Genomic DNA, 13,418 nt, shown 5'->3' with positions numbered 1-13,418 from the left:
AATAGAGCCACGATATTAAAAAAATCGTGGTTTTTTTATTTGTGCAATATCAGATTTATGCAGATTATTTCTAGATAAAAAATAGGCGAGAGGGTAAAATGTGCTATAAATTTTGCGTAAAGAGTTTATTTTGAGTATAAAAACAATAAATTGCTTTACGCTTTTCTTTTCTAACTAATTGATATATTTATTATTTTTTAACTATGGCTAAATTACATATTACCACTTGGGGCTGCCAAATGAACGAGTACGACTCGTCAAAAATGGCAGATTTGCTAAACTCAACACACGGTTTTGAACTCACAGAGCATCCAGAAGATGCAGATGTTTTACTTTTAAATACCTGTTCTATTCGTGAAAAAGCACAAGAGAAAGTATTTTCACAACTTGGTCGTTGGAAAAATTGGAAAAAAGACAAGCCAAATCTAATTATTGGCGTAGGTGGCTGTGTTGCTTCTCAAGAAGGGGAACATATTCGTGATCGCGCCCCTTATGTGGATATTGTATTTGGTCCTCAAACCTTACACCGCTTACCTGAAATGATTAACCAAATTCGTGGCGGTAAAAGCTCGATTGTGGATATCTCTTTCCCAGAAATTGAGAAATTTGACCGCTTGCCAGAGCCCAAAGCGGAAGGTCCAACTGCTTTCGTGTCAATTATGGAAGGCTGTAACAAATATTGTTCATTCTGTGTTGTGCCTTACACACGAGGCGAAGAAGTTTCACGCCCAGTGGATGATGTATTATTTGAAATTGCACAACTTGCTGCTCAAGGTGTGCGTGAAGTAAATTTACTCGGTCAAAACGTAAATGCTTACCGTGGCGAAACGTTTGACGGTGGAATTTGTACTTTTGCTGAATTGCTCCGTTTAGTGGCGGCGATTGACGGCATTGATCGCCTTCGTTACACCACTAGCCACCCAATTGAGTTTACCGATGATATTATTGAAGTTTATCGTGATACGCCTGAATTAGTCAGCTTCTTGCACTTACCTATTCAAAGCGGAGCAGATCGAGTGCTGACGATGATGAAACGTAACCACACTGCGTTAGAATATAAGGCGATTATACGCAAATTGCGTGAAGTTCGCCCTGAAATTCAAATTAGCTCAGACTTTATTGTCGGCTTCCCAGGAGAAACGGCGGAAGATTTCGAGCAAACGATGAAAATTATTGAGCAAGTAAACTTCGATATGAGCTTCAGTTTTATTTACTCAGCTCGTCCAGGTACGCCTGCGGCAGATTTGCCTGATAATGTATCAGAAGAGGAGAAAAAAGCGCGTTTATCACGTCTGCAACAACGCATTAATCACCAAGCAATGCAATTTAGCCGAGCAATGTTGGGCACAGAGCAACGCATTTTGGTTGAAGGACCCTCTAAAAAAGATTTAATGGAACTCACAGGGCGTACTGAAACCAACCGAGTCGTCAATTTCGTGGGAACGCCTGATATGATAGGCAAATTTGTTGATGTGAAAATTACCGATGTTTACACCAACTCTCTGCGTGGTGAGGTTATCCGTACGGAAGAGGAAATGGGATTACGTATGGTGGAATCAGCAGAAGATGTGATTGCCCGAACTCGTAAAGAAGATGCCTTAGGTGTTGGCAAATATGTAGTCAATTTGTAAAAAAATGACATTTTATGACCGCTTGTAGCGAGAATACAAGCGGTCATTTTTTTAGAAAAATTGGCATTTTATCGCCTCTCGACATTGTTCAAGCATTTGAGTAACGATGGTTTTGTAAATTTTAAAGTGCAAAAAAGAAGGCAAAAACAACCGCTTGTAGTTCACTAAAGCATAAAATAAATTATATAATAGCTTTAGCTAAATCGTTTTAGTTTTATATTAAGCAGATTAAGAGAGACGTTATGAATAAGATTTGGGTAACTGGTGATGCCGTTGTTGATTTAATTCCCGATGGCGAAAATCACTATTTGAAATGTGCAGGCGGTGCACCAGCAAATGTGGCGGTGGGGGTTTCTCGTTTAGGTGTTGAGGCTGGTTTTATTGGACGAGTAGGTAACGATCCGCTTGGTCAATTTATGCGAGATGTGCTGGCGGCAGAAAAGGTGTCTGTAGAGAATATGATTTTAGATGATCATTATCGCACTTCAACCGTGATCGTTGGTTTAGATAATGGTGAGCGTAGCTTTACCTTTATGGTAAATCCAAGTGCAGACCAATTTTTAGAAATTGGCGATTTACCTGAATTTAGTCAAGGTGATTTCTTACATTGTTGCTCCATTGCTTTTATTAACGATCCTTCACGATCAACCACTATTGAAGCGATTTGCCGTATAAAACGTGCAGGTGGATATGTTTCGTTTGATCCAAATTTGCGTGAATCGCTTTGGAAAAATCTTGATGAGATGAAATCGGTGGTGAATTCTGTGATCTCAATGGCGGATATTCTCAAATTTTCAGAAGAAGAGCTGACCTTATTAACCGATACAGCAAATTTAGAAGACGCAACCAAAGTAATGACTGCTCAGTATCCAGAAAAACTCATTATTATTACTTTGGGCAAAGATGGTGCCATTTATCACTTCAACGGTAAAAGCCAAATGGTTGCAGGTAAAGCCCTCGCACCTGTTGATACGACTGGTGCAGGCGATGCTTTTGTCAGCGGATTATTAGCCGGTTTAGCCAACACGCGAGATTGGAAAGATGAAACCGCTTTAGTTGAGGTTATCCGCAAAGCAAATGCCTCCGGTGCGTTAGCCACCACTGCAAAAGGGGCGATGTCAGCATTGCCGAATAAAGCAGAGTTAGACGCATTTTTGGCAGAATAGTTTTATTTTCCCTCTCCCTGATTTGTCTTCTGAACGAAGAAAAATCTGTCCCTCTTCCACAAGGGGAGAGGGTAACTAAACAGGAAATCCCTATGCACATTTTCAATAACGGCAAATACAAAAGCCTACACGCTCAAAGCGAGGGCGAATTAAATACTCTTCGCCAAACCGTACTTTCTGACCAAGATTTCTACCCAACTTACCATCTTGCTCCTAAAACAGGCTTATTTAACGACCCAAACGGTTTAATTTTTGATGGTAAGAACTACCACATCTTTGCTCAATGGTTTCCTTACGGTGCGTTGCACGGAATGAAGCATTGGCAGCATTTTATGACCGAAGATTTTCAAACCTTTGAAAAAGGGGAGTTATTAATTCCTGATGAATTGTTTGAATCACACGGTTGCTATTCCGGTGGAGCGATTTTATGGCAAGGCAAAATCGTGGCTTTCTATACGGGTAACACCCGCCGCCCTTCTGATAACGCTCGAGTTCCACATCAAAATATTGCGATTTTTGATACTTCAGGCAAATTGCTTGAAAAACGTTGTATTATTGACCAGGCCCCTGCAGGTTATACTGAACACGTGCGTGATCCGAAACCTTATATTACAGCGGAAGGCAAAATTCGTTTTGTACTTGGTGCTCAACGTGAAAATTTAACTGGTACGGCGTTAATTTATGAAATGAATGATCTAAATGATACTCCTCGTTTAGTTGCCGAACTTGATGTGAATGGTTTTGATAATAGCAACGTGTTTATGTGGGAATGCCCGGATCTATTCAGACTTGGCGGAAAAGATCTGTTTGTTTGGTCGCCACAGGGTAAACTGCGTGACAGTCATCAATTCCAAAATAACTATCACGCCACTTATGCGGTGGGGCAGTTAAATAGTAATAGTTTTAATGCCGAGCATATTGAAGAATTAGATTACGGCTTCGATTTTTATGCACCACAAACGGTGGAAAATTCGGATCGCATTATGTTTGGCTGGGTTGGCTTGCCAGATCTCACTTATCCAACAGATAAATACCAATGGCACTCAATGCTGACAATGCCTCGCAAGCTTTCCTTAAAAAATGGCAAAGTGGTACAGCAGCCGATAGTGCATTTAGGCGAGCCACAAGCGGTCGAAATTTCAGAAAATGTTGCAATTGATGATTTAGATACAGCTTATTTGCAAATTTCTGTGGAAAATCAACCGCTTGTATTAGATTTTTTCAGCAATGAACAAGGGCAAAAGCTCACAATCCGTTTTGAAAACGGCGTATTTAGCTTAGACCGCAGCCAAAGTGAGCAAACGGAATTAATGGAAAAGTTTGGTACGGTTCGTCATTGTAAAATCGAAAAATTAGACACGCTGGATATTTTCTTTGACCGCTCGGTAGTGGAAATTTTCCTCAATGGTGGCGAACAAGTGCTAACGTCTCGTTTTTTTATTGCTAAGCGTGAAAATATCGTGAAAAGTTCTCGTCCTCTCCAAGCGAGAGTAGCAAAAGTAATACCAATTAGCGTAGAATAAAACAAAGTGGGCGGGAAAGCCCCAAAATGATAAAAAGGAGAAAGTGTGAAAAAACGCTTAACGCTAAGCGATATTGCAGAGCTAAGCGGTGTGTCTAAAACCACCGCAAGTATGATTTTAAACGGGCGGGGCAATGATTTTAGAATTAAGCCTGAAACCTGTCAAAAAGTAAAAGATATTGCCCAAAAATACGGTTATCGAGCCAATGTTTATGCTAAATCTTTACAAGCTCAACGTAGCAATGTAATTGGCTTAGTCATTCCTGATTTAACTAACTATGGTTTTGCGTTAACCTCAAAAACGTTAGAAAAATTATGTCGTGATAACGGCTTACAGCTTGTGATTGCTTGCTCTGATGACAGCTTTGAAGGTGAGAAAAAAGCGATAGAGCGTTTGTTAGATAGGCAGGTAGATTTGCTCATTACCGCTCCTACTCACTACGAGCCGAGTTACTATAAAAGTATTACTCAATATACCCCAATGTTACAGCTAGACCGTTATATTTCCGGGCTAGATGTGCCATCTATAACCAGTAATGATACCGAAACAATCAGTATGTTGGTGGAAAATATGGTTAGAGCTTATCAGCCAACTGAATTTTTCTATTTGGGCGGTCAGCTCTCGCTCTCGCCGAGCCAAAATCGTTTGAAAGGCTTTCGTGAAGGATTGATGCAGTCGCATTTGGATTTTGATGAAAATTGGCTGCTGCACAAAGATTATCAGCCTGAATCGGGTTATCAGATGTTTTCGCAGATTGTAGAAAAGTTAGGACGACTGCCTGAAGCAGTATTTACCGCCTCTTTTACTTTGCTTGAAGGGGTAATGCGTTATTTAACCGAGCATCGCCAAATGGATAAACTCTTAACCCAAGAACTGCATTTAGCCACTTTCGACGATCATCATTTATTGAATGCGTTGCCGTTTCATATTCACTCAATTAAGCAAGATCATCAACAAATCGCAGAAAGAACCTTTGCCTTAATTCAGCAGAAATTAGCCCAGAACACGGTGGAAAGTGTGAAAGTGGATTGTGAAATCTTGTGGCGGGAAGCGATCTAATCTAAGAGAATGAGGCATTAGTTGAGATAATTGCGAAATAAATTGCCTAAATACTGCCTGCCATAATTGCAGAACTTGCCTAATTTCTATATAATCTGCAATCTTTTTATGAATAAAAATGAATATATCTTTGGAGTAAATTTATGGCTCGTGTAACCGTACAAGAAGCAGCGGAGAAAATTGGTAACCGTTTTGATTTGATCTTAGTCGCAGCACGTCGTGCAAGACAATTACAACTTCACACACGTGAGCCACTTGTGCCTGAAGAGAATGATAAAGCAACGGTGATAGCATTACGTGAAATTGAAGAAGGGTTTATTACCGCTGATATTATGGATCAGTTAGAAAATCATGAGTCTATTAAGCAAGAAGCGGCAGAGCAAGAAGCTATTTCATTTTTAACTGAAATGAGTAACGAAGCGTAATTTTATTTTTCGTCAAGAGAGAATGGGCAATAGGGTCTGCAAGCGGTAGGATTTTCCTCAATATTTGCAAATTCGTTGTCCATTTTTATTTCTATTGAGGTATAACGTGTATCTTTTTGAACCTTTAGATCGAATTATCCAAGGCTATTTACCGAGTGATAAAATTGAGCGTGTTAAACGTGCCTATGTGATTGCACGTGATGCACACGAGGGGCAAACACGCTCTAGCGGAGAGCCTTATATTACACACCCCGTTGCGGTTGCTTCTATTATTGCTGAGATGAAATTAGATCACGAAGCGGTGATTGCCGCGCTCTTACATGATGTCATCGAAGATACACCTTATACCGAAGAAGAACTTGCCGCCGAATTTGGGCAGAGCGTTGCAGATATTGTGCAGGGGGTTTCCAAACTTGATAAGTTAAAATTCCGTACTCGCCAAGAAGCTGAAGTGGCTAATTTTCGCAAAATGATTTTGGCAATGACGAAAGATATTCGAGTTGTTCTGATTAAACTTGCTGATCGTACCCACAATATGCGAACCTTAGGTTCACTTCGTCCTGATAAACGCCGCCGTATAGCGAAAGAAACATTGGAAATTTACAGTCCACTGGCTCATAGATTGGGGATTGAACATATTAAAAATGAGTTAGAAGATTTGGGTTTTGAAGCTATGTACCCACAGCGTTATCACGTGCTTAAAATGGCAATTGCAAGTGCTCGAGGCCATCGTAAGGAGCTGATTCAACGCATTGCAGATGATATTAAAGGGCGTTTAGATGACGTGCAAATTGAAGCACGGGTTTATGGGCGTGAGAAGCATCTCTATTCAATTTATCAAAAAATGCGTCAGAAAGATCAGCATTTTCATTCCATTTTAGATATTTATGCTTTCCGTGTGGTAGTTGAAAATGTAGAGAACTGCTATCGAGTGTTAGGTCAGATGCATGCCTTATATAAGCCTCGGCCTAAACGTGTGAAAGATTATATTGCTGTGCCGAAACCAAATGGTTATCAATCGCTACATACTTCTATGATTGGTCCGCATGGCGTGCCTGTTGAGGTACAAATTCGTACTGAAGATATGGATAAAATGGCTGATATGGGGGTTACCGCTCACTGGCGTTATAAAGAGGGCGAAAATCCGCATAATACCACGGTTCAGCTTAAAGCACAGAAATGGCTACAAAGCATTGTTGAATTGCAAAACAGTGCAGGCAACTCTGCTGAATTTATTGATAGTGTGAAATCTGATTTGTTCTCTGATGATATTTTCGTCTTTACTCCTAAAGGTCGGATTGTTGAACTTCCAGCGAATGCAACAGCGATTGATTTTGCTTATGCGGTTCACTCTGATATTGGTAATCGTTGTGTAGGAGCGATGGTAGATCGTAATCCATATTCTCTTTCACAGCCTTTACGAACAGGTCAAACCGTTGAAATTATTACTGAGCAAGGTAAGCGTCCAAAAGCCTCTTGGCTAAATTTTGTGGTAACAGGTAAGGCAAGAGCAAAAATTCGTCAATTCCTTAAAAATCAAGAACAAGATGGTGCGATTGAATTAGGAAAATGCCAGTTAATTCGAGTAATGAATTTAAACTCAATTGATGAACTCACACCAGAAGCGATTCAACCTGTATTAGATGAATTACGTTTAGAAACATTTAATGATTTGCTGTCTGAAATTGGATTAGGTAATCAGATAAGTAGTGTGATTGCTCAACGTTTATTGGGTGAGCCGCTGCAGATTGATACGGACGGTAATCCAGAGAATAATCAACCAATCAAAATTGAAGGTATTGAAAATCATCTTATTCGTTTTGCGAAATGTTGCTTACCCATACCAGGTGATGACATTGTGGCGTATGTCAGTGCAGGGAAAGGGTTAGTGGTTCACAACACGGCTTGCCCGAATGTGAGAGATCATATTGTTGAAACAAGCCACTATTTGCCAGTAATATGGGAAGTGGCAAAAGATAAACCAATTAAGTTTGAAACTGAAATTGTGTTGGACATTATGAATGAACCAGGGGTGTTGGCAGCCATTACTTCAACCTTTGCGAAGATGGACAGCAACATCGGTAGCATTCATAGTGAAGCAAGAGAAGGAAATGTCTATCAAGTGATATTCCAAATTTCTGTTATAGATAAAGCGCATTTTGAGGCGATTTTACGCAAATTATCCAGCATTAATGGTGTGGTAAACGTTTTCCGTAAATAGCTAACAAGCGGTTAAATTGTATTAAAATTTAACCGCTTGTATTTTTTACATCTTTGCTTCAATCAATTTCACTAAAGCTCTAATATGATCGCCGTTCGCATTAAGTGCTGGAATGTAACGGTAAGATTCTCCGCCTGCCTGTTCAAAGTTTTCACGGTTTTCTTCTGCAATTTCTTCTAATGTTTCTAAGCAGTCTGATGAGAAGCCTGGACAAACGACAGCCACTTTTTTCACGCCCTTTTGCGGAAAGCTTTCAAGCGTTTTATCTGTATAAGGCTGTAGCCATTCTTCATTCCCAAAACGTGACTGGAATGAAACAAGCCATCTATGCTTCGGAAAGCCAAGTTTTTCCGCTACTAATTCAGCCGTCTTATAGCAATGTGCTGAGTAAAAATCGCCCTCGTTTTCGTAGCGTTTGGGAATGCCGTGGAATGAGAAGAGTAAGAGCTCATCTTGTTCAATCTGAATGGTGTTAGCTAAAGCTTGAATATAAAGTGGATCGTTATGATAGCTATGAATAAAATCAAATGGCACAATTTTACGTTGTGCTTTTAAAGCGTTTGCGAAAGCATCAAATACTGAAGCGGTGGTGGTACTGCTATATTGTGGATAAAGTGGTAGTACGATAATTCGATCAACGCCTTGCTTGATGAGGCTATCTGTTGCACTTTCAATGCTTGGATTACCGTAAGACATACCCAATTCAACCACCACACTTTTGCCTTTGGCATCAAAATACCGTTGCACTGCTCTTTGTTGCTCACGAGAAATAACCAGCAAAGGCGAGCCTCCTTCCCTCCATACCGATTGATATAACTTTGCTACCTTTGGTGAGCGTGTCGGTAAAACGATAAAGTTTAAAATTGCCTGCCATTTAATTTTAGGTAAGTCGATAACACGAGGATCGCTTAAAAATTGCTTTAAATAGCGTTTTACTGCTGCGGAGGTGGGTTCGTCTGGTGTGCCTAAATTGGCTAATAAAATACCGATTTTTTGTTGATTCATATTACATTCTCACTTAAGACAGGTGGTAAATTACATAAACAGATTATGCCATAAACCAATATAAATTTCTGTGATTATTACAAGCGGTCTTATTTTTCAAAAACTTTGCAAACAAGCGGATTTGACTTATATTGATTCTTGCTTTTTGTTTTGATTGCTTGTAGAATTGCAACTCTTTTTTATGGTCCTTGTTTGGCAGAAACATTTTGTATGCCAACTTTTTGAATTTTAGGTAGATAGCAATGAAACGTACATTTCAACCATCAGTATTAAAACGTGCTCGTACACACGGTTTCCGTGCTCGTATGGCTACTAAAAACGGTCGTCAAGTATTAGCACGTCGTCGTGCTAAAGGTCGTAAATCTTTATCTGCATAATTGCAGAACTCAGCCAAAACACCTTTCTAATCTTAAGTGTGAATAAGCTAAATTTTTCTCGGGAGCTGCGTTTGTTAGCTCCCGTTCAATTTAAAGCGGTGTTTGAAGAGCCACTTCGAGCCAGTACCCCTCAAATGACCCTTCTTGCTAGAGAGAATACATTAGAGAATCCTCGTCTAGGTTTAACGGTTGCTAAAAAACATCTCAAACGTGCTCACGATCGCAATCGAATTAAACGTATTGTGAGAGAAAGTTTTCGTTTAAAACAGCACGAATTACCGAATTTTGATTTTGTCTTTGTGGCAAAAGGCGGAATTGGTAAATTAGACAATGCAATGCTTTTTGAAACACTGGAAAAACTATGGGCAAGACACATCCGTCTGAGCAAAAAGCCAGCTCAGAGCAATCAATAAGTAAGCCTAAAAGTATTAGCTTGTTAGCAAGGCTTTTATTGTTGCCTATTTATTTCTATCGCTATGCAATTAGCCCATTGATTGGACCTCGTTGCCGATTTTACCCTACCTGTTCAACTTATGCGGTTGAAGCAATTAAAATTCACGGTGCAATCAGAGGTGGCTATCTTGCCTTTAAACGGATTTTACGTTGCAATCCAATGAGCGAAGGCGGAGAGGATCTTGTCCCGCTTTGTAAAGGAAAATGTTGTAAAGATAAGCATAAAGAAAAATAGCCTCACTGAAAAGTGAGGCTATCTTCTTATATACAAGCGGTTATTTTTTTATGTAAATGGTATGGTTTAAATACTAAAGGAAGAGCCACAACCACAGGTTGAGCTTGCATTTGGATTTGTTACCACAAAGCGAGAGCCATCTAGCCCTTCAGTGTAATCTACAGTACCGCCGATTAAATATTGTAAGCTCATCGGATCAACGACTAAGCCGACACTTTGGTTTTCAATAGTCAGGTCGCCGTCATTTACCTGATCGTCGAAGGTAAAACCGTATTGAAACCCACTACAGCCCCCTCCCGTAATATAAACACGTAAGCGAAGGTTCGGGTTCTCTTCGCCCTCAATTAAGGTTTTCACTTTACGTGCCGCGGCATCAGTAAAGATTAAAGGAATTTGAATATCGCTCATTTTGTTTTAGATCAAATTTTACTTGGTTGAGTATTATCTAATAATTGCTGTAGAAGTGCAATCTTAAAAAGAGCAAAGGTATGTGTTGGGAAAAGTGTATAATACTTTATCTTAAAATAAGCTCTTTTCACTTATAACTTATGTCTACTATCCTTATTACAGGCGGAGCTGGATTTATTGGCTCGGCCTTGGTTCGTTACTTGATTGAACAAACTAACCATATCATCATCAATGTTGATAAGCTGACTTACGCTGCGAATCTAGCTTCACTTGAAAGTGTTACCGATAATGAACGCTACCATTTCGAGCAAGTTGATATTTGTGCAAGCGGTCATATTTTTGAAATTTTTTGCAAATATCAGCCTGATTCCGTTATGCACTTAGCGGCTGAGAGCCATGTTGATCGTTCTATTAATGGGGCATCTCATTTTATTCAAACCAATATTGTGGGGACTTATACTTTATTAGAGTCTGCAAAAGCTTATTGGCAAGGGCTGAATGAGCCTAAGAAATCGAATTTCCGATTTCTACATATTTCTACCGATGAGGTTTATGGCGATCTGGCGGATAGCGATAGGCTCTTTACTGAAGAAACGCCTTATTACCCAAGTAGCCCATACTCTGCTTCAAAAGCAGCAAGCGATCATCTGGTAAGGGCGTGGCATCGCACCTATGCTTTGCCTGTGATGATTACTCATTGCTCCAATAATTATGGGGCGTTTCAACATCCTGAAAAACTGATTCCCTTGATGATTTTAAACGGATTGCAGGGTAAGCCGTTGCCCATTTATGGTAATGGCTTGCAGGTGCGAGATTGGATTTTTGTAGAAGATCACATTAGAGCTTTATATCGAGTATTAACTAAAGGTAAAGTGGGAGAAACTTACAATATTGGCTCTCATCAAGAAAAAACCAATATTGAGATAGTAAGAGCTATATGTAATTTGTTAGAAGAACTTGCACCAAATAAACCTAAAAATATAGAAAATTATATAGATTTGATTACTTATGTTGATGATCGAGCCGGACATGATATTCGTTATGCTATTGACGCCACAAAAATAAGACAAGAATTAGGTTGGAAACCGCGAGAAACCTTTGAAAGTGGTATGCGTAAAACCGTGCAATGGTATTTAGAGAATGGCAATTAATAGAGATAAAAAGAAAGGCAGAAATTTCATTCTGCCTTTGTTGATTATATATTCTCTTTTTCTTGTTTAAGTAAATGATAGAGCAATATCAATACAAAGAAATAAAATATGGATCCTGAATTATGTGCTAAATATGATTGAGTTAAGAAAAAGAATGAGTGAGAAGTAATATGTACAATACCTAACACAGCGATACATTTTAATGCGAAATCATCAGTTTTTAATCTTCTTACAAAAAGAAAAAACGGAATAATTAAAATAGCAATTAATGCTATAAAACCAACCATTCCTCTTTTTACAAAAGCTTCTAAATATTGATTATGCAGGCTATGATATTGCAACGTTGTTTCTGCCATTTGATTGGAATTGACCTGTTTTTTCCTAAATAATTCATAACCTGAACTGCCGTGCCCTAATATGGGTTTTTCACTAATCGCAATCATTGCATTTTGCCACATATCTAGCCGAGCACCTTGAGACGTGTTTTTTATTCCTTTTTCTATATAATTTGTAATATCTGCTTTAGCAGAATTATATCTGTGTTTAAATCCAAATTCGGGTCTAGTAATAAACAGTGAAATAGCAATAGTAATGATAGAAACAATCAGTAATAATATCTTTTTATTCAGGTTTTTATAATAGCATACTAAAATAAGTAAAAAGCAAAACGGAAATGCAATCCACCCACCTCTTGCACCAGTTAGAATACTTGCACTTAATCCAAAAGTTGCAAATAAAATACATAAAAAGGCAATTTTAGTATTTTTATTGAACCAGTAAAAAGCAATAACCATACTTAATAAAGATAATGTCATAGAAATATCGCCAGCTTGAATACTGTGTGTTTCAGGAAATGGTAAAGGAAAGTTAAGAATAAATTTTTGGTATATGGCTAATAATCCAATAACAAATGAACCAATAGGAATAAAATAGAAAATTATTTTTTTCTTTATTGGATAAAGACTAAAGAAAAAAATTAATGGAATAAATAGTAAAACTCTACTTGGATTATCAATTTCTCTTAAACTATCTTGATTATCTATAACAGATATTAGAAATGTTGAAAAATAAGCAATAAGAGAGAAAATAAAAAATTTGTCTTCATTATCAAGCAACCGCATTTGTTTTAATTTTAAATGATGGAGAATGGCAGAGAATGGCAGAGAATGGCAGAGAATGGCAGAGAATGGCAGAGAATGGCAGAGAATGGCAGAGAAGGTTAAGTATTGCGATAATGCCCAATATGATTGGCGCATAACTATAGCCTTTTTTAAACGTTAAAACACTCACAAAAAATGTTGCCACTAGAATATTGCAGAAAAGTATAATTTGTGGTTTCTCTATTTTGAAATTAAAAAGCATTAGACAATCCTAATATTATGAAAGAACGATACTTATTTTATACTAAGGTATGTGGGCTATCTATCTCTTTTTTAAAGCGGTATACGTGAATTTAAACGATTATTTGGCATAAAAGAGAAAGCGGATTTGTTGGTATTTTTGAGCCAAGGCTATTCACATTTTTGTGCTATAAGATAAATATATCGCCATTAAGCTAAAGTTCATCTAATGAAATGGCGGTGCCTGTGTTGCCCTCAACATTGAATTTTCCATCTCAACTGAAATGAGATGATTTATAGACATCCGCAAAGTAATGGGTAAATTTGGATAAACATAGCACTTTACTTATCAACGTGCTTGGGGTAGAATACGCTACCTTTTTTGTTCTATGCCGCCAAAATTGTGTGCGGTTAATAATTTAAT

13 protein-coding genes are annotated in these 13,418 nt (G+C 38.4%); 10 read left to right on the top strand and 3 right to left on the bottom strand.

Translation table 11 applies throughout. The annotated features are described in order from the left end of the window. The first annotated feature begins 203 nt into the window (after positions 1–203). The 6 genes from miaB to spoT all read left to right on the top strand — a co-directional run bounded on the left by miaB (position 204) and on the right by spoT (position 8,025). Positions 204–1,631 carry a tRNA (N6-isopentenyl adenosine(37)-C2)-methylthiotransferase MiaB gene (gene miaB, locus HV560_RS00565; protein WP_176807395.1) on the top strand — a complete coding sequence of 476 codons (1,428 nt, stop codon included), beginning with the start codon at positions 204–206 and terminating at the stop codon, positions 1,629–1,631. Positions 1,632–1,873: 242 nt separating this feature from the next. Continuing rightward, entirely contained in the window at positions 1,874–2,797 is a 924-nt protein-coding gene (locus HV560_RS00560; protein ID WP_176811912.1) for an aminoimidazole riboside kinase, read from the top strand. A gap of 92 nt (positions 2,798–2,889) precedes the next feature. Next, on the top strand, positions 2,890–4,320 hold the full coding sequence (locus tag HV560_RS00555) for a glycoside hydrolase family 32 protein (protein ID WP_176811911.1): 1,431 nt from the start codon (positions 2,890–2,892) through the stop codon (positions 4,318–4,320). A 45-nt stretch (positions 4,321–4,365) separates the two neighbouring features. Beyond that, entirely contained in the window at positions 4,366–5,379 is a 1,014-nt protein-coding gene (locus tag HV560_RS00550) for a LacI family DNA-binding transcriptional regulator (RefSeq protein WP_176811910.1), read from the top strand. Positions 5,380–5,522: 143 nt separating this feature from the next. Then, on the top strand, positions 5,523–5,804 hold the full coding sequence (gene rpoZ, locus HV560_RS00545; RefSeq protein ID WP_159628550.1) for a DNA-directed RNA polymerase subunit omega: 282 nt from the start codon (positions 5,523–5,525) through the stop codon (positions 5,802–5,804). A gap of 106 nt (positions 5,805–5,910) precedes the next feature. Next, the gene (gene spoT / locus HV560_RS00540; RefSeq protein ID WP_176811909.1) at positions 5,911–8,025 is read left to right on the top strand and encodes a bifunctional GTP diphosphokinase/guanosine-3',5'-bis pyrophosphate 3'-pyrophosphohydrolase; all 2,115 of its coding nucleotides are present in this window, start codon (positions 5,911–5,913) and stop codon (positions 8,023–8,025) included. A gap of 45 nt (positions 8,026–8,070) precedes the next feature. On the opposite strand, the gene hemH is transcribed toward spoT, so the two are convergent. After that, a complete protein-coding gene (gene hemH / locus HV560_RS00535) occupies positions 8,071–9,030 on the bottom strand; it encodes a ferrochelatase (RefSeq protein WP_176807390.1) in 960 nt (319 codons plus the stop codon). A 242-nt stretch (positions 9,031–9,272) separates the two neighbouring features. Between hemH and rpmH the strand changes: the two genes are divergently transcribed. The 3 genes from rpmH to yidD are packed head-to-tail and all read left to right on the top strand — an operon-like array spanning position 9,273 to position 10,095. After that, on the top strand, positions 9,273–9,407 hold the full coding sequence (rpmH, locus tag HV560_RS00530; protein ID WP_005599701.1) for a 50S ribosomal protein L34: 135 nt from the start codon (positions 9,273–9,275) through the stop codon (positions 9,405–9,407). Positions 9,408–9,445: 38 nt separating this feature from the next. Further along, positions 9,446–9,820 carry a ribonuclease P protein component gene (gene rnpA / locus HV560_RS00525; RefSeq protein ID WP_176809275.1) on the top strand — a complete coding sequence of 125 codons (375 nt, stop codon included), beginning with the start codon at positions 9,446–9,448 and terminating at the stop codon, positions 9,818–9,820. Continuing rightward, a complete protein-coding gene (gene yidD / locus HV560_RS00520; protein WP_176809274.1) occupies positions 9,769–10,095 on the top strand; it encodes a membrane protein insertion efficiency factor YidD in 327 nt (108 codons plus the stop codon). Before rnpA ends, yidD begins: the two co-directional genes overlap by 52 nt. A gap of 66 nt (positions 10,096–10,161) precedes the next feature. Here yidD and erpA read toward each other — a convergent pair whose 3' ends face one another. Then, positions 10,162–10,503: an iron-sulfur cluster insertion protein ErpA gene (erpA, locus tag HV560_RS00515; protein ID WP_159628545.1), complete on the bottom strand. Its 342-nt coding sequence runs from the start codon at positions 10,501–10,503 to the stop codon at positions 10,162–10,164. Between the two features lie 140 nt (positions 10,504–10,643). Between erpA and rfbB the strand changes: the two genes are divergently transcribed. After that, on the top strand, positions 10,644–11,654 hold the full coding sequence (gene rfbB / locus HV560_RS00510) for a dTDP-glucose 4,6-dehydratase (protein WP_176811908.1): 1,011 nt from the start codon (positions 10,644–10,646) through the stop codon (positions 11,652–11,654). A 44-nt stretch (positions 11,655–11,698) separates the two neighbouring features. On the opposite strand, the gene HV560_RS00505 is transcribed toward rfbB, so the two are convergent. Next, positions 11,699–12,910, bottom strand: a complete 1,212-nt coding sequence (locus HV560_RS00505) for an O-antigen ligase family protein (protein WP_238348722.1) — start codon at positions 12,908–12,910, stop codon at positions 11,699–11,701. Positions 12,911–13,418: the final 508 nt, after the last annotated feature.

The sequence above is a fragment of the Mannheimia pernigra genome (assembly GCF_013377995.1).
In the GTDB taxonomy this organism is placed as follows: Bacteria; Pseudomonadota; Gammaproteobacteria; order Enterobacterales; family Pasteurellaceae; genus Mannheimia; species Mannheimia pernigra.
This window is presented reverse-complemented; position numbering and strand designations above follow the sequence as displayed.

Bases quoted from the DNA above. Each gene is read 5' to 3' on its own strand.
- hemH (WP_176807390.1), bottom strand. From the start codon at position 9,030: ATGAATCAACAAAAAATCGGTATTTTATTAGCCAATTTAGGCACACCA.
- HV560_RS00505 (WP_238348722.1), bottom strand. From the start codon at position 12,910: ATGCGCCAATCATATTGGGCATTATCGCAATACTTAACCTTCTCTGCC.
- HV560_RS00555 (WP_176811911.1), top strand. From the start codon at position 2,890: ATGCACATTTTCAATAACGGCAAATACAAAAGCCTACACGCTCAAAGC.
- erpA (WP_159628545.1), bottom strand. From the start codon at position 10,503: ATGAGCGATATTCAAATTCCTTTAATCTTTACTGATGCCGCGGCACGT.
- rpmH (WP_005599701.1), top strand. From the start codon at position 9,273: ATGAAACGTACATTTCAACCATCAGTATTAAAACGTGCTCGTACACAC.
- rfbB (WP_176811908.1), top strand. From the start codon at position 10,644: ATGTCTACTATCCTTATTACAGGCGGAGCTGGATTTATTGGCTCGGCC.
- miaB (WP_176807395.1), top strand. From the start codon at position 204: ATGGCTAAATTACATATTACCACTTGGGGCTGCCAAATGAACGAGTAC.
- HV560_RS00560 (WP_176811912.1), top strand. From the start codon at position 1,874: ATGAATAAGATTTGGGTAACTGGTGATGCCGTTGTTGATTTAATTCCC.
- yidD (WP_176809274.1), top strand. From the start codon at position 9,769: ATGGGCAAGACACATCCGTCTGAGCAAAAAGCCAGCTCAGAGCAATCA.
- rpoZ (WP_159628550.1), top strand. From the start codon at position 5,523: ATGGCTCGTGTAACCGTACAAGAAGCAGCGGAGAAAATTGGTAACCGT.